The organism is Curtobacterium sp. NPDC089991 (genome assembly GCF_044748425.1).
Taxonomy (GTDB): domain Bacteria; phylum Actinomycetota; class Actinomycetes; order Actinomycetales; family Microbacteriaceae; genus Curtobacterium.
Genome location: NZ_JBIVGB010000001.1, coordinates 963,384 through 979,989, shown reverse-complemented (window position 1 = coordinate 979,989; position 16,606 = coordinate 963,384). Strand labels below are relative to the sequence as shown.

Below are 16,606 nucleotides of genomic sequence, written 5' to 3'. Positions count from 1 at the left end.
CTTCTTGACACTCAGGCCGACGCGCTCAACGCCTTCTCGATGACCTCGGTGGCTTCCTGCGCGGAGCGCTTCGACGACCCGGTGGCCGGCGCTGCACTCGCGGCACGGGCGGCGACCGACAGCGGTCGACCGTCGAGGTGCGGCGACAGGTTCATGCAGACGAACGGCCAGGCGCCCTGGTTCTCCGGCTCCTCCTGCGCCCACACGACGTCGGCGTCCGGGTAGCCGGCCAGCACCTCGAGGATCCGCTCGAGGGGGAGCGGTGCGAGCTGCTCGAGCCGGACGAGGGCGACGTCGGTGACCCCGCGCTTGTCCGCCTCGGCGCGCAGGTCGTGGTGCACCTTGCCGGAGTGCAGGACCACGCGACGCACCGCCGCCTTGTCGGCCACGCGGTCGTCGTCGATGACTTCCTCGAAGGTGCCGTTCGTGAAGGCCTCGACCGCGCTCGTCGCTTGGCGCAGGCGGAGCATGGCCTTCGGGGAGAACACGATCAGCGGCTTCTGCGGACGCTCCCACGCCTGGCGGCGCAGCAGGTGGAAGTACGACGCCGGAGTGGACGGGCGGGCGACGACCATGTTGTCCTCGGCGCACAGCTGCAGGTAGCGCTCGATGCGGGCGGACGAGTGGTCCGGTCCCTGGCCCTCGTAGCCGTGCGGCAGCAGCAGGACGAGGCCGGAGCGCTGCCCCCACTTCTGCTCGGCGGACGAGATGAACTCGTCGATGACGGTCTGGGCACCGTTCGCGAAGTCGCCGAACTGCGCCTCCCACAGCACGAGTGCCTCGGGCCGCTCGACCGAGTAGCCGTACTCGAACGCCATCGCCGCGTACTCGCTGAGCAGCGAGTCGTAGATGGTGAACCGGGCCTGGTCCTCGGTGAGGTTCGACAGCGGCAGCCACTCCTGGCCGTTCGACCGGTCGTGGAACACCGCCTGGCGCTGGACGAAGGTGCCACGGCGGGCGTCCTGGCCGGCGAACCGGACGGGCTTGCCCTCCACCAGCAGCGAACCGATCGCCATGAGCTCGGCCATCGCCCAGTCCACGCCGCCGTTGCGCGTCATGTCGGTGCGCTTCGACAGCAACTGCTGCAGCTTCGGGTGGATCGAGAAGCCGGCCGGCGGGTTGCTGTGCGCGTCACCGATGGAGCGAACGAGCTCTTCCGACACTGCGGTCTCGCGGACCTCGACCTCGGAGTCGTCCTGCTGCGCCGCCGGGCGTTCGAGCCCCTGCACGGCGCCGTCGTCGTCAACCTGGATCACCGGGATGGTGCCGGTCTGGGCTTCGTGCGTCTCGGCGAAGGCCCGCTCCAGGCGGTCCTGGAAGTCGCGGTGCGCCTCGTCGTACTCTTCCTGCGTGATGTCCCCGCGGCCGACGAGGGCCTCGGTGTACAGCGTGCGGACGGACCGCTTCGCCTCGATCAGGTTGTACATGAGCGGCTGGGTCATCGAGGGGTCGTCGCCCTCGTTGTGACCGCGGCGGCGGTAGCAGATGAGGTCGATGACGACGTCACGGTGGAACGCCTCGCGGTACGCGAACGCCAGGTCGGCGACGCGTGCGACGGCTTCGGGGTCGTCGCCGTTCACGTGGAAGATCGGCGCCTGGATCGTCTTGGCGACGTCGGTGGAGTACACCGAGCTGCGCGCCGACTCGGGCGGGGTGGTGAACCCGACCTGGTTGTTGATGACCAGGTGCACGGTGCCGCCCGTGCGGTAGCCGCGGAGCTGCGACATCTGCAGCGTCTCGACGACCACGCCCTGGCCGGCCATCGCCGCGTCGCCGTGCACGAGCACCGGCAGGACGTTCGTCGAACCGGGGCCCTGCTTGTCCTGCTTGGCGCGGACGATGCCCTCGAGCACGCCGTCGACGGCCTCGAGGTGGGACGGGTTCGCCGCGATCGTCACGGGGATGCTCGAGCCGTCCGAGGTGCGGAACAGCCCCTCGGTGCCGACGTGGTACTTCACGTCGCCGGAACCCTGACCGGACACCGAGCCCGGCAGGGAAGAGCCCTCGAACTCACGGAAGATCTGGCCGTAGGTCTTGCCGGCGATGTTCGTCAGGACGTTCAGGCGACCGCGGTGGGCCATGCCGATCGCGACCTCGGCCAGGCCGACACCGGCGGCGTGCTGGATGAGCGTGTCGAGGAAGGCGATGGTGGACTCGCCGCCCTCGAGCGAGAAGCGCTTCTGCCCGACGTACTTGGTCTGCAGGAAGGTCTCGAACGCCTCGGCCTCGTTGAGCTTGCCGAGGACGCGCAGCTGCTCGTCCTTCGACGGCTTCGAGTACGGGACCTCGATGCGTTCCTGCACCCAGCGGCGCTGCTCCGGGTCCTGGATGTGCATGTACTCGATGCCGACGGTGCGGCAGTAGGCGTCGCGCAGGATCCCGAGGACGTCGCGCAGCGGAGCACTCGTCGTGCCGGCCAGCCCACCGGTGACGAACTCGCGGTCGAGGTCCCAGAACGTCAGCCCGTGGCTCTCGATCTCGAGGTCGGGGTGCGTGCGCTGGCGGTACTCGAGCGGGTCGATGTCGGCCATCAGGTGCCCGCGGACGCGGTAACTGTTGATGAGCTCCTGCACGCGGGCGGTCTTGTTGACCCGGTGCGCCAGGTCGACGTTGATGTCGTTCGCCCACTGGATCGGCTTGTACGGGATCCGGAGCGCCGCGAAGATGCCGTCGTAGAAGCCGTGCTCGCCGATGAGGCGCTCGTGCACGTGCTTGAGGTACTCGCCCGAACCGGCGCCCTGGATGACGCGGTGGTCGTAGGTGCTGGTCAGGGTGATGGTCTTGCCGATGCCGAGCTCGACCAGGGTCTTCGACGCCGAGCCCTGGAACTGCGCCGGGTACTCGAGGGCGCCGGCACCGATGATCGCGCCCTGCCCCTTGGTCAGGCGGGGGACCGAGTGCACGGTGCCGATGCCGCCCGGGTTCGTGAGCGAGATCGTGGTGCCCTGGAAGTCGGCCGGCGTCAGCTTGTTGTCGCGGGCCCGCTTGACGAGGTCTTCGTAGGCCGACAGGAACTGGCCGAAGGTCAGGGTCTCCGCACGCTTGATGCTCGGCACGAGGAGCGACCGGGTGCCGTCCTTCTTCGGGACGTCGATCGCGATGCCGAGGCCCACGTGCGCCGGGGCGACGACGAACGGCTTGCCGTCGCGCTCCTCGTAGAACACGTTCTGGCTCGGGAAGTCCTTGAGCGCCTGCACCATCGCCCACCCGATGAGGTGGGTGAAGGAGATCTTGCCGCCGCGGGCACGGCGCAGGTGGTTGTTGATGACGATCCGGTTGTCGATCATCAGCTTCGCCGGGATCGTCCGGACACTCGTTGCCGTCGGGACGGTCAGCGAGGCGTCCATGTTCGACGCCAGGGTCTTCGCCATGCCCCGGAGCGGGGTCGCCACGTCCTCGTGGGTCTCCTCGTGGTCGTCGGCGGCGTCGTTGGCCTCGGCCGGGATCGGCGGCGGGGTCGGCTGGCGCGACGTGGTCTTCGCCTGGATCGGACCACCCTGCGCTGCCTGCTGCGGGGCCGGCGCGTCGCCGGTCGCGGGCTGCTGCGTGGTCGACTGCGCGGGCGTCGAGGACTGCTGGTCAGCTGCCGGAGCGCCGCCGACCTGCGTGCGGTGGTAGCTCTCGAGGACCGGCCACCAGGACTTGTCGACCGACTCCTTGTCCGCGACGAACTGCTCGTAGAGCTCGTCGACGAGCCACTCGTTCGCCCCGAATTCGCCCGCGGTCTCGTCCGTTCCGGTCAGATGGCTCGACACAGCCGATCGCCCACTCTCCGTCGATAGATGCTCGTGTGTGTCGTGCGGTGCAACCCTGCCCCGCACAGGTGCCAAGCCTAGCCGCTCGCACATGTCCGTTCGGTGTCAGCCGCGGCGCGAGTCGGGGCCCGGTCCGGCCTCCGGGCGGAGCCGTACAGTGGGGCCCATGAGGTTCTACGAGACGCGGCCGACACACGACCTGACCTACTCCGACGTCTTCCTCGTCCCGAGCCGTTCCGGCGTGACGAGCCGCTTCGACGTCGACCTCGCGTCGAACGACGGCAGCGGTGCGACGATCCCGATCGTGAGCGCCAACATGAACTCGGTCACGGGTCCGCGCCTCGCCGCGACCCTGGCCCGGCGCGGGGGCCTCGGCGTCCTGCCGCAGGACATGCACCTGCAGGACCTCGACGCCGCGATCCGCTGGGTGAAGGACCAGCCGGTCGACTACGACACCGCCTACGACATGGGCTCGTCCACCACTGTCGCCGAGGCGCTCGAGCAGCTGCTGCCCGTCGCCGGTCGGGGCGTCGTGGTCCGCGACGCCGCCGGGGAGTACCTCGGGTGCGTCCCCGCCAGCCGGCTCGGCGACGCCGGTCCCGACGCGACGCTCGGCGACCTGCTGCACGGCGCGTCGACCGCGATCGACGCCGAGGACGCCGGTACGCCCCGCCACGTCTACGACGTGCTGAGCGGCGCCGAGGTCGACTTCGCGCCCGTGGTGCGGCACGGCAAGGTCGTCGGCACCACGAGCCGGACCAGCGCCATCCGCTCGGACATCTACACGCCGGCCGTCGACGTCTCGGGTCGCCTGCGCGTCGCGGCCGCGATCGGCATCAACGGCGACGTCGCCGCCAAGGCGCAGGCCCTCGCCGCCGCCGGGGTCGACGTGCTCGTGCTCGACACGGCGCACGGACACCAGGAGAGCATGCTCCGCGCGCTCCGCACCGTCGCGGGGCTCCGGCTCGGCATCCCGCTCGTCGCCGGCAACGTCGTCACCGCCGACGCCGTGGCCCACCTCGTCGACGCGGGTGCGGACATCATCAAGGTCGGTGTCGGACCCGGCGCCATGTGCACCACGCGCATGATGACCGCCGTCGGTCGGCCGCAGTTCTCCGCCGTCCTCGAGACCGCCGCCGCAGCCCGGTCCCTCGGTGCGCACGTGTGGGCCGACGGCGGGGTCCGGTACCCCCGCGACGTCGCCCTCGCACTGGCGGCCGGCGCCTCGGCCGTGATGATCGGCTCGTGGTTCGCCGGCACCCTCGAAGCGCCGGGCGTGCTCCGTCGCGACGCCGCCGGCAAGGCCTACAAGGAGAGCTGGGGGATGGCGTCCGCCAAGGCCGTCCGCGAGCGGTTCGAGCGGCTCGACCCGTACGAGCGGGCCCGCAAGGAGCTCTTCGCCGAGGGGATCTCGTCGTCGACGATCTACCTCGACCCGGAGCGCCCGAGCGTCGAGGACCTGCTCGACATGATCACCACGGGCGTCCGGAGCTCCGCCACCTACGCGGGCGCCGCGTCGCTGGCCGAGTTCTCCGAGCGTGCCCTGGTCGGCATCCAGTCCGCCGCCGGCTACGAAGAGGGCAAGCCGCTCCCCGTCAGCTGGTAGCGCGCCGGCGGGCGCGGCCCTGGTCGCGACCACGAACGGACGGGAGGCCCGTGGTGAGACCGCCACGTGCCTCCCGTCCGCCATCGCGAAAGCGACAGATCCCTGCGGAACGTTCGCGGGAATCTGTCGCTTTGGCGGGACTGGCGGTGCGGCTACCGGCGTCGGGTCGCGTCCTCGACCTCGCCGACGAGCTCCTCGAGGATGTCCTCGAGGAAGAGCACGCCGAGGGTCCGGCCATCGGCGTCGAACGCCCGCGCGACGTGGCGACCCGCGGCCCGCATGGTGGCCAGGGCGTCCTCCAGGTCCATCTCCGTGTAGAGCGAGATGAGCTGGCGGATGCGCTTCGGCGGCACCGGGTCGTCGAACTCGTCCGGCCGCAGGTCGATGACGTCCTTCACGTGCACGTAGCCCGTGGGGGAGCCGTCCTCGCCGACGAGCACGTACCGCGAGAACCCGCGCTGCGCCACCGCACGCTCGACGTCCGCCGGGGTGGCGTCCTCGGGCAGGGTGACGAGCTCGGCCATCGGCACGGCGACGTCGCGGACCTTCTTCTCGGTGAACTCGAACGCCAGGGCGAGCTTGCCGTCGTCGGTCAGGGTGCCCTCGCGGCGGGACTGCTCCACGATGGTCTGCACCTCTTCCACCGTGAAGGCGCTGACGGCTTCGTCCTTGGGCTCGACGCGGAACAGGCGCAGCACGGCGTTCGCGACCTCGTTCAGGCCGACGATGACCCAGTGCAGGCCGTGGCCGATGTACCAGAGCGTCGGCACGAGCAGCAGCGCTGCGCGGTCCGGCATCGAGAACGAGATGTTCTTCGGGACCATCTCGCCGAACACCACGTGCAGGAACGAGACGAGCAGCAGCGTGACCACGAACGCCACGGTGCCGATGACCTCGACGCTCCAGCCCGTCAGGTGCAGCGGCACCTCGAGCAGGTGGTGGATCGCCGGCTCGGAGACGTTCAGGATGAGCAGCGAGCAGACCGTGATGCCGAGCTGCGTGGTCGCGAGCATGCGGGTGGCGTGCTCCATCGCCCACAGGGTCATCTGCGCGGCCTTGGAGCCCTCTTCTGCGCGTGGTTCGATCTGCGATCGGCGGGCGGAGATGACGGCGAACTCGGCGGCGACGAAGTACGCGTTGCCGAGCAGCAGCACGAAGAGCCAGAAGATCCCCCACCAGTCGGAGCTCATCGGGTGCTCTCCTTCGTCTCGGACCGCTTCGCGGTCTTGGTGCCGGTCTTCGTGGCCGGGATGATGATGGCGGTCGCCGCGGTGTCCGTCGGCGGGGGCGTCGGGGTCCAGCGGATGCGGTCGATCCGGCGGCCGTCCAGACGTTCGACCCGGAAGACACCGCTGTCGAGCGGGACCTCGTCACCGACGACGGGCAGGCGGCCGAGCGTCGACATGAGGAAGCCGCCGACGGTCTCGTACGGGCCGTCCTCCGGCACCTTCACGCCGGCGCGGTCCTCGAGCTCGTCGGGACGCAGCAGACCGGGGAAGGTCAGCCAGTCGCGGGAGCGGACCACGTCGATGCGCGCGCGGTCGTGCTCGTCGGAGACCTCGCCGACGATCTCCTCGATGAGGTCCTCGAGCGTGACGACCCCGGCGGTGCCGCCGTACTCGTCGACCACGATGACCATCTGGTAGCCGCGGCCGCGGACCTCGGCGAGCAGGGTGTCGCCCGGCATCGTCTCGGGCACGCGTTCGGCGTCGGTCATGAGCGCTCCGACGGGGACCTCCGGGCGCTTCTCGCGGGGGACGGCGACGGCCTGCTTGACGTGCACGATGCCGACGACGTCGTCCGCGTCCTCCTCGATGACGGGGAAGCGGCTGAAGCCGGTCTTGCGGGCGAGGGCGATGACGTCCTGCGCGGACTCGGACACCCGGATGGTGGAGAGCCGCGGGCGTGGTGTCATGACGTCGCTGGCGCTGAGCTCCGAGAACGAGATCGTCCGCTGGAGGAGCGTCGCGGTGTCCTGTTCGAGCGACCCCTCGGACGCCGAACGGCGGAGCAGCGAGGTGAGCTCCTCGGCGCTGCGAGCACCGGAGAGTTCCTCTTGCGGCTCGATGCCGATCGACCGCAGCACGGCGTTCGCGGTGCCGTTGAGCACCGCGACCGCCGGCTTGAACACGGTCGTGAAGGCGATCTGCAACGGCACGACGAGCTTCGCGGTCTGCAGCGGCAGCGCGAGCGCGAAGTTCTTCGGCACGAGCTCGCCGAGGATCATCGACAGCAGAGTCGCGATGACGAGCGCGATGATCGATCCGACGGTCTCGACGATGCCCTCGGGCAGGTTCATCGCCAGGAACGGCGCTTCGAGCAGCTTCGCGATGGACGGCTCGAGCAGGTAGCCGGTGAGCAGCGTGGTCAGCGTGATGCCGAGCTGCGCACTCGACAGGTGCGTCGAGGTGACCTTCAACGCCCCGATGACGGGTGCCAGGCCCGGCTCACCGCGGTCGCGACGGGCTTCGACGTCGGCGCGGTCGAGGTTGACCAGCGCGAACTCGGACGCGACGAAGACGCCGGTGCCGAGTGTCAGCAGGATGCCGCCGACGAGCATGACGATGTCGATCGGACTCATGATTCACCCCCGTCCGCGCACGGGGATGACGTGCAGCTCACCGAGTGAGCGGCGGATGAGTGAGGCGAAGAACTATTCGGGGGATCGTCCACAGTGCTGCCAATCGTACTGCCTGCCCGAGGGGCCGACCGAGAACTCGTTCAGGAAGGCCGCGCGTCTACGCCGTGACCCGCGCGCGGTGGTACTGCTGCGGCTCGTAGTCGACGGTCACGCCGAGCTCGACAGCCACGCGCAGCGGGAAGCCCGGGTCGCGCAGGAACTCGCGGCCCACCATCACCACGTCGGCCTGTCCGGTCGCGACGATCTGCTCGGCCTGGAAGCCCTCGGAGATCATGCCGACCGCGATGGTGCCGATGCCGGCGTCGCGCTTGATCGCCGCGGCGTGCGGCACCTGGTAGCCGGGGCCGACCGGGATCGGTGCGCTCGCGACGTTGCCGCCGGTCGAGACGTCTGCCAGGTCCGCGCCGTGCTCCGCAGCCCACCGAGCGACCTCCGTGGTCTCGTCGAGCGTGAGCCCGCCGTCCACCCAGTCGGTCGCCGAGAACCGCACGACGATCGGGAAGCCCTCGCCGACCTCGGCACGGACGGCGTCGAGGACCTCGAGCAGTGCCCGGGCGCGGTTCTCGAGCGACCCGCCGTACTGGTCCGTGCGGTGGTTGCTCAGCGGCGAGAGGAACTGGTGCAGCAGGTACCCGTGGGCGGCGTGGATCTCGACCAGGTCGAACCCGGCCTCGACGGCGCGGCGAGCGGACTGCGCGAACGCCAGTGCGACGACCCGGATGTCCTCGGTCTCCAGCTCGCGCGGGACCGCGTAGCCGTCGAAGGCCACGGCGGACGGGGCGACGGTGGACCAGCCGCCCTGGTCGGCGGGGACCGAACCGTGCGTGGACTCCCACGGGCGGAACGTCGATGCCTTGCGGCCGGCGTGCGCGAGCTGGACACCGGCGGCAGCGCCCTGCGCGTGCAGGAAGTCGACGATCGGCTTGAAGGCGTCGCGCTGCTGGTCGTTCCAGAGCCCGAGGTCCTGCGGGCTGATCCGGCCTTCCGGCACCACGCCGGTCGCCTCGACGACCACCGCACCGGCACCGCCCTTGGCGAAGCCGCCCAGGTGGACGAGGTGCCACGCGGTCGGCACGCCGTCCTGCTCCTCGGCCGAGTACTGGCACATCGGGGAGACCCAGATGCGGTTGCGGACCGTCAGGTCGCGGATGGTGATCGGCTCGAACAGGGCGTGCGTCACGCGGGACTCCTCAGGGGACGGGCGCCGGCTCGGCCGCGAGTTCCGCCAGGAACGACCGCAGTGACGCCGACGACGTGTAGTGGTGGCCGACCGCCCCGATCGCTTCCGCGCCGGTGGCGTTCTCGGCCCTGTTGTCCACGAACACCATCTGCTGCGGCTCGATTCCCAGACGCGCGCACGTGTCGCGGTAGATGGATGCGTCGGGCTTCAGGACGTGCTCCTCGGCGCTCACCACCACCGTCTCGAACAGCGAGCCCATCGGGGAGCGTCGGTACGGGTCACCGAAGTCGAAGCCGGCGTTCGACAGCAGCGCCACCCGGGTCCCCGCGTCGTGCAGCTCCTCGACGATCGCCAGGGTCTCCGGTTCGACCTCGAACCACCCGGTGAAGTCGACCGCCCAGAACCGGTGGATGTCCGTGATGCTCCAGGTCCGCCCGACGCGCTCGCCGATCGCCCGCCAGTACGCCACGACGGACAGGTCGCCGCGGTCGAGGTCGTGGCGGAGCTCCTGGTAGACCGGGAACAGCTCGTCGGCGGGCACCCCGGTCAACTCGACGAGGGCATCGCGCGACGCGTGCGGCGTCCGGCTGATCACCTCGCCGTAGTCGAAGACGACCACGCGACCAGGCAGGAACAGGCTCATGCGCTCCACCGTAACGTGGGGCCGGTGAACGACTTCGTGCCCGTCCAGCCGTCCGATGCCGCCGCGTGGGTCACCGCGCCGACGGGGGAGTCCACCAAGTACCGCCGCGGGGTGCTCGGCATCGCGACCGGCTCCGACCAGTACCCGGGTGCCGCGGTGCTCGGGGTCGACGCCGCGGTCCACACCGGTGTCGGCATGGTCCGGTACGTCGGGCCGTCGCGGGCGTCGGACCACGTCCTGGCGCGTCGCCCCGAGTCCGTCGCCGGCGTCGGTCGGGTGCAGGCCTGGCTCGTCGGCTCGGGCATCTCGGCGTCGTCGCTCGGTGACCTGGACGACACGACCGCCTCGGCCTTCACGCACGCTTCGGACGACGGCGTCCCGGTCGTGGTCGACGCGGGCGCGATCCCGCTCGTCGACCTCGGCCCGCTCGCCGTCCTGACCCCGCATGCGGGGGAGCTCGCGTCGTTGCTCGGCGTCTCCCGCGAGTCGATCGAGCAGGATCCCGCCGCAGCAGCGCTCCGTGCCGCCGAGCAGACCGGCAGCGTCGTCCTGCTCAAGGGCGAGCGCACGCACGTGGTCACGCCCGACGGGTCGGTCCGGTTGGTGGCGTCGTCGGCGACGCCGTGGCTCGCCGCCGCCGGTGCCGGGGACGTGCTCGGCGGGGTGCTCGGCGCGCTCGTGGCGTCGCGGCAGGGCTCCGTCGAGGCTGCTGGTTCGTCACTGACGCCGTCGGACCTCGCGCACCTGGCCGTGTCGGCCGCGGTGGTGCACGGGCTCGCGGCGCGGCGGGCGTCCGGCGGCGGGCCGTTCCCGATGACCGGGCTCATCGCCGAGCTGCCCGGGGTCGTGCGGGACCTGGTCGTCGACGGCGACGCGCGCGGGTAGCGGTCGGTGCGCGGCGACGCAGCACGACAGCGTCGACGTCGTACGACATCAGTGATGTCGCTTGTTGTGGACGCCGCGTGACGACTTCCTCGTTGTCGCACGACGACGAAGAAGTCGTTCCGTGCGTGCGCCGGTGGTTGCACACGCGTGGTGACGACAGCATGGGTGTCGTACGACATCGAGTTCGTCGTGCTTTGCCCACGCGCATGGTTGCGGGCGCGAGGTGACGACAAGGTCGACGTCGTGCGACATCGATCGTGTCGCCTGTTGCAGACGCAAGCGGGGACGGACGGGAGGCCCGTGGCGGGGCCGCCACGGGCCTCCCGTCCGCCTGTCGCGCACGTCACGGGCGTGACGCGCGTCGCGGCCGTCAGCTCGCGGGGGTCGCGTGCACCAGGAACTCGACCGTGCCGGAGTCGTCGACCTTCACGAAGCCGAGGCTCGGCGCCTGCACGCCGTAGTCCGAGAAGGTGACCGGGATCGAGCCGGAGATGTCGACGCCGTCGCCGTTCAGGCCGACCTGCAGGTCGGCGGTGACGTCCTTCGTGACGCCGTGCAGCGTGAGCTTGCCGGCAGCGGTGACCTTCGTCGTGTCCGAGCCGCTCGGGACCGCGTCGGCGATCGGCTCGGAGAGTTCGAACGTGGCCTCGGGGAAGGCGGAGGTGTCCATCGCGGAGTCGCGGAAGTAGGAGTCACGCTGGTCCGAATCGGTGGCGATGTCGGCGACCTGCACCGTGATCGTTGCCTTCGTGATGCTCGTGCCGTCGACGGTGGCGCTGCCGGAGACGCTGTCGGTGCGGCCGGTGACGGTGACGTCGGAGCCGTTGAGGACCTCGTGCAGGCGGTAGCCGGCCTCGGAGTCGCCGCCGACCGTCCACGCGCCGGACAGGTCGGAGTCGTCGAGGGTGGAGGCCTCGCGGCTGGCGGCCACGGACGGTGCCGCCGACGCCTTCGCGTTCTCGTTGCTCGTGTAGACGTTCGTCGCGACGATCGCCCCGATGACGCCGAGCACGACGACGGCGGCGATGACGGAGATCCAGATGACGGCCTTGCGGCGCCCGCGCGGGGTTTCGGTGGTCACGACCGAGACGGTGACACGTCATGGTTGGGGGAGCCTGGGATTCTCTGCCGGTTCGGGTGCGCTCGCTGCCGGTACGCTCGTCCGGTGCGCAGGACCGGGAACCCGTGGATCGAACGCGTCGGGTTCGTCCTGGCGTTCGCCGCCGTGCACGCGGCGCTGTGGTGGCTGACCGTGATCTCGGCGAACCTGCCCCTCGGCGACGTCACCATCACCTACAGCCGGTGGATCGAGACCGGGCGGAGCGCGGACTTCTGGGTCGGGATCGACGGCGAGTGGGTCTACCCGATCCTGGCGATCGTGCCGATGGCCGCCGCAGCACTCGGTGGGATCGCGTCGATCGGCTCCGGGTGGCTGCTGCTGATGGTGCTGCTCGACGCCGTCGCGTGTGCGTTCCTGTGGCGGTTCCGGGCGCGCGGTGCGTTCGGCTCGCGTGCGGACGGCTCGTCGTCGCGTGGCGTGCGGGTCGTGTGGTGGTGGCTCGCGTTCCTGCTCGCACTCGGGCCGATCGCGCTCGGTCGCATCGACACGGTGGCGACGGTGTTCGCGCTGGTCGGGGTGGCCTTCGTCGCCTCGCGGCCGGCGGTCGCCTCGGCGCTGTTCACCGCCGGTGCGTGGACGAAGGTCTGGCCGGCCGCCCTCGTCGCCGTGCTGCTGCTCCTGCGCAAGGGGCACCGCCGCGGTGTGCTGGCCGGTGCCCTCGTGCTCAGCGCGCTCATCGTGCTCGTCGACGTGCTCTGGGGCGGAGCGCCGTACCTGCTGTCGTTCATCGGGGAGCAGACCGGTCGGGCGCTGCAGATCGAGTCACCGCTCGCGACGCCGTTCATGTGGGCGGCAGCGTTCGGGGCTCCCGGTGCGGCCGTGTTCTACAACCAGCAGATCCTGACGTTCGAGGTCTCCGGGGCCGGCACGCACGCCGCTGCCGCGGTCTCGACGCCGCTGATGGCCCTCGTGGTCGTCGCCGGTGTCGTGCTCGCGCTGTGGGCCGCACGCCGTGGCGCCCGTCGGGCCGAGCTCGCTCCCGTGCTCGCGCTGCTGTTCGTCGCCGCGCTCATCGCCACCAACAAGGTCGGGTCGCCGCAGTACATCGGGTGGCTCGCCGTGCCGATCGTGTGGGGGCTCGCCGCCGGGACGCCGAGTGTGCGCCGGTTCGTGCCGATCGCGATCGCCGCGCTGCCCACCGCCGTGCTGACGCAGCTGATCTACCCGGCGTACTACGACCAGGTGCTCGCGCTGCAGCCGTGGATGCTCGTGGTGCTGACGCTGCGGAACGTGCTCGAGGTGGCGGTCCTGGTGTGGACCGTGGTCGAGCTGGTGCGGATGGGGCGGCGCGCGGGCAGGATGGACGCATGATCGTCGCCTTCTCCGTTGCTCCGTCCGGTGGTCCCTCCGAACAGGCGGACGGCTCCGTGCACGACGCCGTCGCCGCAGCCGTGCGGGTGGTCCGTGAGAGCGGCCTGCCGAACCGCACGTCGTCGATGTTCACCGAGCTCGAGGGGGAGTGGGACGAGGTCATGGACGTCGTCAAGCGCGCCACCGAGGCCGTGGGCGTCTACGGCACGCGGGTGTCGCTCGTGCTCAAGGCCGACATCCGACCGGGGCACACCGGCGAGATCGACGGCAAGCTCGAGCGGCTCGAAGCGGCGCTCGGCGAGTAGCGCTCAGCGGCTGGCGCTGTCGCTCGGCGCTCGCGTTCGGCGCTGTCGTTCGGCGCTCGCGCTCGCGCTCAGCGCTCAGCGCTCAGCGCTTGTCGCGTCGCCGCGCCCGGGTCCGACGGCGGGGGTCCGGTCCGAGCACCACGAACACCGTCAGCAGCGCGATGCCGGCGAGCACCGCGATGAGCACGATGACCATGCCCATCGGGTCGGTGGCGTCCTCGCAGTTCACGGGCGCGCCGGCACGGCACGAGGCGAGCACGGTGGCGGCGAGGGTCACGTGCTCATTGAACAACGAGGGCCCGCGCGACACGCCGACGCCCTCCCGCGGATGTCGGTGGTCGGGTGTCTCATGGCCCCTGTCGAGCCACGTCCGGTGGCCCCGAGACGACGAGGAGCGCGTGATGACCCACGACGGCTGGTGCCCCGACTGCGACCTGCGAACGGTCGTCATCGACACGGACGAACAGGGCGAGAACGCCTGGGCCACGTGCGCCGAGTGCGGCGCCGGCTGGACGCACCGCGACGAGCTGCCCGAACTCGCCCCTGCGTCGACGCTTCCCGCCCACACGGAGCGTCAGGCGGCCTGACCCGGTTCTCCTCGGGTACGACCGGGCCAGCCCGGTGCGACCCGAGCTGGCCGCGCACGGCGACTTCCGTTCGTCCTTTGGAGCGGTCTACACTGCTCGGACCGGATGGTCGTCGCCACCCGGACCGTCCCGTTCGCTGCTGAACCCGGACCGGCACCCCGTTCGGGCGTGGCCGCGCTGCCGATCGGCACGTGGACCGCGACGATCGCGGGTCGCCCCCGCCGACACCGTCCAGCCGACACCCCGATCCGACGCCGCCCGTGCAGGACGTCGTCCGAGAACAGGCCCCATGTCACAGCTCACGCCTGCGCGTCGCACCGCCGCGCTCATCTCGCTCGCCCTCGGCGGCTTCGCCATCGGGTCGACCGAGTTCGTCGCGATGGGCCTGCTGCCGAACATCGCGCAGGCGCTGCTGCCGCAGCAGTACGGCCTCGACCCGGATGCCGGCATCGCGCACGCGGGCTGGCTCGTCAGCGCCTACGCCCTCGGGGTCGTCGTCGGTGCTCCCACCATCGCGGCGATGTCGGCGAAGTTCCCGCGCAAGGGCCTGATCCTCGTGCTGCTCGTCGGGTTCGTGCTCGCGACGATCGCGAGTGCGCTGCTGCCGTCGTTCGGACTGGTGCTCGTCGCCCGGTTCGTGGCGGGTCTGCCGCACGGCGCCTACTTCGGCATCGCCTCGATCGTCGCGGGCGACATGATGGGCCCGGGCAAGCGCGGCAAGGGCATCGCGATGGTGCTGCTCGGACTGTCGGTCGCGAACGTCGTCGGTGTCCCCGCGATCACCTGGGTCGGCCAGCTCGCCGGCTGGCGGATCGCCTACGGCGTCGTCGCCGCACTGTTCGCGCTCACGTTCCTCGCCGTCGCGGCCTTCGTGCCGAAGAGCGCCCGTGACGAGCACGCGACGATCGGCCGGGAGCTCCGCGCCTTCCGCGTGCCGCAGGTCTGGATCGTGATGGGCCTCGGCGCCGTCGGGTTCGGTGGGTTCTTCGCCGTCTACTCGTACATCTCGCCGCTCGTGCAGCACGTCACGGGCATGCCGGAGTCGTTCGTGCCGATCGTCCTGGTGGTCGTGGGCATCGGCATGGTCGTCGGCGGTGTGCTCGGCGGACACCTCGCCGACCACAGCGTGAAGCGCACGATCTACTTCGGCATGTTCTCGCTCATCGGCGCGCTGCTGCTCACGGTGCTGACCGCGCAGTGGCTCTGGGGCATGCTGCTCGGCGCCTTCCTGCTCGGTGCGACCTCGTCGGCGATCCCGCCGGCGGTGCAGTCCCGCCTGATGGACGTCGCCGGCGACGCCCGGACGATCGCCGCGGCGCTCAACCACTCGGCGTTCAACATCGGCAACTCGCTCGGCGCTGCACTCGGCGGTGCGGTCATCGCTGCCGGCTTCGGGTTCGTCGCACCGGGCTGGCTCGGCATCGTCCTCGCGCTGCTCGGTGTCCTCGTCACGATGTTCAGCTACTCGGTCGAGCGTCGCACCACGCGCCGTGCGGCGCTGCGCTCCCCGTCGCCGAGCACCGGCCCGATCACCGCGCCCGTCCCGATCCACTGATCGCGAGCGGGCGCCGCCAGCGCGGTTCGCGAAAGCGACAGTCTGCCGCGAACTGTTCGCGGCAGAGCGTCGCTTCCGCGAAACGGACGGCGGGCATCGGCGGCACCGTGTCGCTGTGGCGGGACAGACCGCAGGCCGGTCCCCATCCACTGACCGCGCGCAGTGGGCGCGCCCACCCATCGGACGGGAGGCCCGTGGCGACGCTGCCACGGGCCTCCCGTCCGACGTGGTGTGCGGCAGACCGCCCATGGTGAGCAGAAATGGTCGGGTCCCGTGACAGGACCCGACCATTTGTGCTCACGAAGCGGGCAAGCGCCCGCGCTCGCCGCGCTACAGGCCCAGCGGGCCGCCGTCCTGCACGATGATGCCGTCGGTGATCGCCCGCTTCCGGAGCGCCACCTTCGTGCCCACGTCGAAGCCTGCGACGCGGTACTTCTCGCGGATGCGCTTGAGGTAGCTCTTCGCGGTCTCCTCGGAGATGCCGAGCTGGTACGCGACACTCTTCACGGGCTCGCCACCGCCGTACAGGGCCATGACGCGGCGCTCCTGGGCGCTGAGCTTCGGGACGCCACCGACGTCGCCGCTGTTGATGGCCAGGTCGAGCTCGGCGGAGACGTACTGCTCACCGCGCTGGGCGGAGCGGATCGCCTCGACGATCATGTCGGCGTCCTCGCTCTTCACCAGGTAACCGAGGGCACCGGCCGCCAGGGCCTCGCGCACGACGTTCGGCTCCGAGTAGGTGCTCATCACGACGGTCTTCACACCGGCGGTCTTGAGCGTCGAGATCTTCAGCGACACCGGGATGGAGTCCTTGAGGTCCAGGTCGAGCAGCACCACGTCCACCGGGAACGCCGGGCTCGTCAGGAGCTCGGGCCAGGTCGTGACCGCGGCCACCAGCGTGATGTCGTCGGCGGCGCTCCGGATCCACTCCGTGAGCGCGCCGAGGAGCATCCTGTGGTCGTCGACCAGTGCGAGTCGGATGGGTTCCTCTGGAGTCGCCATGCGGGCGTCCTTTCTC

The 16,606-nt window shown here is 70.9% G+C and carries 14 protein-coding genes; 6 read left to right on the top strand and 8 right to left on the bottom strand.

The window, feature by feature from the left end; all coding sequences use genetic code 11:
* Positions 1 to 11: 11 nt before the first annotated feature.
* Positions 12 to 3,755 (bottom strand): multifunctional oxoglutarate decarboxylase/oxoglutarate dehydrogenase thiamine pyrophosphate-binding subunit/dihydrolipoyllysine-residue succinyltransferase subunit, encoded by a 3,744-nt coding sequence (locus ACIPV1_RS04630; RefSeq protein ID WP_402725823.1) that lies wholly within the window; start codon positions 3,753 to 3,755, stop codon positions 12 to 14.
* A gap of 166 nt (positions 3,756 to 3,921) precedes the next feature.
* On the opposite strand from ACIPV1_RS04630, the gene ACIPV1_RS04625 reads away from it, so the two are divergent.
* Entirely contained in the window at positions 3,922 to 5,361 is a 1,440-nt protein-coding gene (locus ACIPV1_RS04625; RefSeq protein ID WP_131846431.1) for a GuaB1 family IMP dehydrogenase-related protein, read from the top strand.
* A 152-nt stretch (positions 5,362 to 5,513) separates the two neighbouring features.
* Here the strand turns inward: ACIPV1_RS04625 and ACIPV1_RS04620 are convergent, their stop codons facing one another.
* The 4 genes from ACIPV1_RS04620 to ACIPV1_RS04605 all read right to left on the bottom strand — a co-directional run bounded on the left by ACIPV1_RS04620 (position 5,514) and on the right by ACIPV1_RS04605 (position 9,825).
* Positions 5,514 to 6,551, bottom strand: coding sequence for a hemolysin family protein (locus tag ACIPV1_RS04620; protein ID WP_123294216.1), 1,038 nt, complete (start codon positions 6,549 to 6,551; stop codon positions 5,514 to 5,516).
* A complete protein-coding gene (locus ACIPV1_RS04615; protein WP_123294217.1) occupies positions 6,548 to 7,942 on the bottom strand; it encodes a hemolysin family protein in 1,395 nt (464 codons plus the stop codon). Before ACIPV1_RS04615 ends, ACIPV1_RS04620 begins: the two co-directional genes overlap by 4 nt.
* A gap of 157 nt (positions 7,943 to 8,099) precedes the next feature.
* Entirely contained in the window at positions 8,100 to 9,182 is a 1,083-nt protein-coding gene (locus tag ACIPV1_RS04610; RefSeq protein ID WP_132100233.1) for an NADH:flavin oxidoreductase/NADH oxidase, read from the bottom strand.
* Between the two features lie 10 nt (positions 9,183 to 9,192).
* A complete protein-coding gene (locus ACIPV1_RS04605) occupies positions 9,193 to 9,825 on the bottom strand; it encodes an HAD family phosphatase (protein WP_123937723.1) in 633 nt (210 codons plus the stop codon).
* A 24-nt stretch (positions 9,826 to 9,849) separates the two neighbouring features.
* Here ACIPV1_RS04605 and ACIPV1_RS04600 point away from each other — a divergent pair, with 24 nt between their 5' ends.
* A complete protein-coding gene (locus ACIPV1_RS04600) occupies positions 9,850 to 10,710 on the top strand; it encodes an NAD(P)H-hydrate dehydratase (RefSeq protein ID WP_402725822.1) in 861 nt (286 codons plus the stop codon).
* A gap of 370 nt (positions 10,711 to 11,080) precedes the next feature.
* Here ACIPV1_RS04600 and ACIPV1_RS04595 read toward each other — a convergent pair whose 3' ends face one another.
* Complete coding sequence (locus ACIPV1_RS04595; protein ID WP_402725821.1) at positions 11,081 to 11,791, bottom strand: YceI family protein; 711 nt, start codon at positions 11,789 to 11,791, stop codon at positions 11,081 to 11,083.
* Positions 11,792 to 11,875: 84 nt separating this feature from the next.
* On the opposite strand from ACIPV1_RS04595, the gene ACIPV1_RS04590 reads away from it, so the two are divergent.
* Both ACIPV1_RS04590 and ACIPV1_RS04585 read left to right on the top strand, forming a co-directional pair.
* Complete coding sequence (locus ACIPV1_RS04590) at positions 11,876 to 13,141, top strand: hypothetical protein (RefSeq protein ID WP_402725820.1); 1,266 nt, start codon at positions 11,876 to 11,878, stop codon at positions 13,139 to 13,141.
* The gene (locus tag ACIPV1_RS04585) at positions 13,138 to 13,446 is read left to right on the top strand and encodes a thiamine-binding protein (protein WP_123294222.1); all 309 of its coding nucleotides are present in this window, start codon (positions 13,138 to 13,140) and stop codon (positions 13,444 to 13,446) included. The genes ACIPV1_RS04590 and ACIPV1_RS04585 overlap by 4 nt, the downstream gene beginning before the upstream one ends.
* A gap of 82 nt (positions 13,447 to 13,528) precedes the next feature.
* Here the strand turns inward: ACIPV1_RS04585 and ACIPV1_RS04580 are convergent, their stop codons facing one another.
* On the bottom strand, positions 13,529 to 13,723 hold the full coding sequence (locus ACIPV1_RS04580) for a hypothetical protein (protein ID WP_123294223.1): 195 nt from the start codon (positions 13,721 to 13,723) through the stop codon (positions 13,529 to 13,531).
* A gap of 124 nt (positions 13,724 to 13,847) precedes the next feature.
* Between ACIPV1_RS04580 and ACIPV1_RS04575 the strand changes: the two genes are divergently transcribed.
* Together ACIPV1_RS04575 and ACIPV1_RS04570 are read left to right on the top strand one after the other, a co-directional pair.
* Positions 13,848 to 14,033: a hypothetical protein gene (locus ACIPV1_RS04575; RefSeq protein WP_402725819.1), complete on the top strand. Its 186-nt coding sequence runs from the start codon at positions 13,848 to 13,850 to the stop codon at positions 14,031 to 14,033.
* A gap of 289 nt (positions 14,034 to 14,322) precedes the next feature.
* Entirely contained in the window at positions 14,323 to 15,588 is a 1,266-nt protein-coding gene (locus ACIPV1_RS04570) for an MFS transporter (RefSeq protein ID WP_123312344.1), read from the top strand.
* A gap of 330 nt (positions 15,589 to 15,918) precedes the next feature.
* Here the strand turns inward: ACIPV1_RS04570 and ACIPV1_RS04565 are convergent, their stop codons facing one another.
* A complete protein-coding gene (locus ACIPV1_RS04565; protein WP_111086410.1) occupies positions 15,919 to 16,590 on the bottom strand; it encodes a response regulator transcription factor in 672 nt (223 codons plus the stop codon).
* Between the last annotated feature and the right edge of the window lie 16 nt (positions 16,591 to 16,606).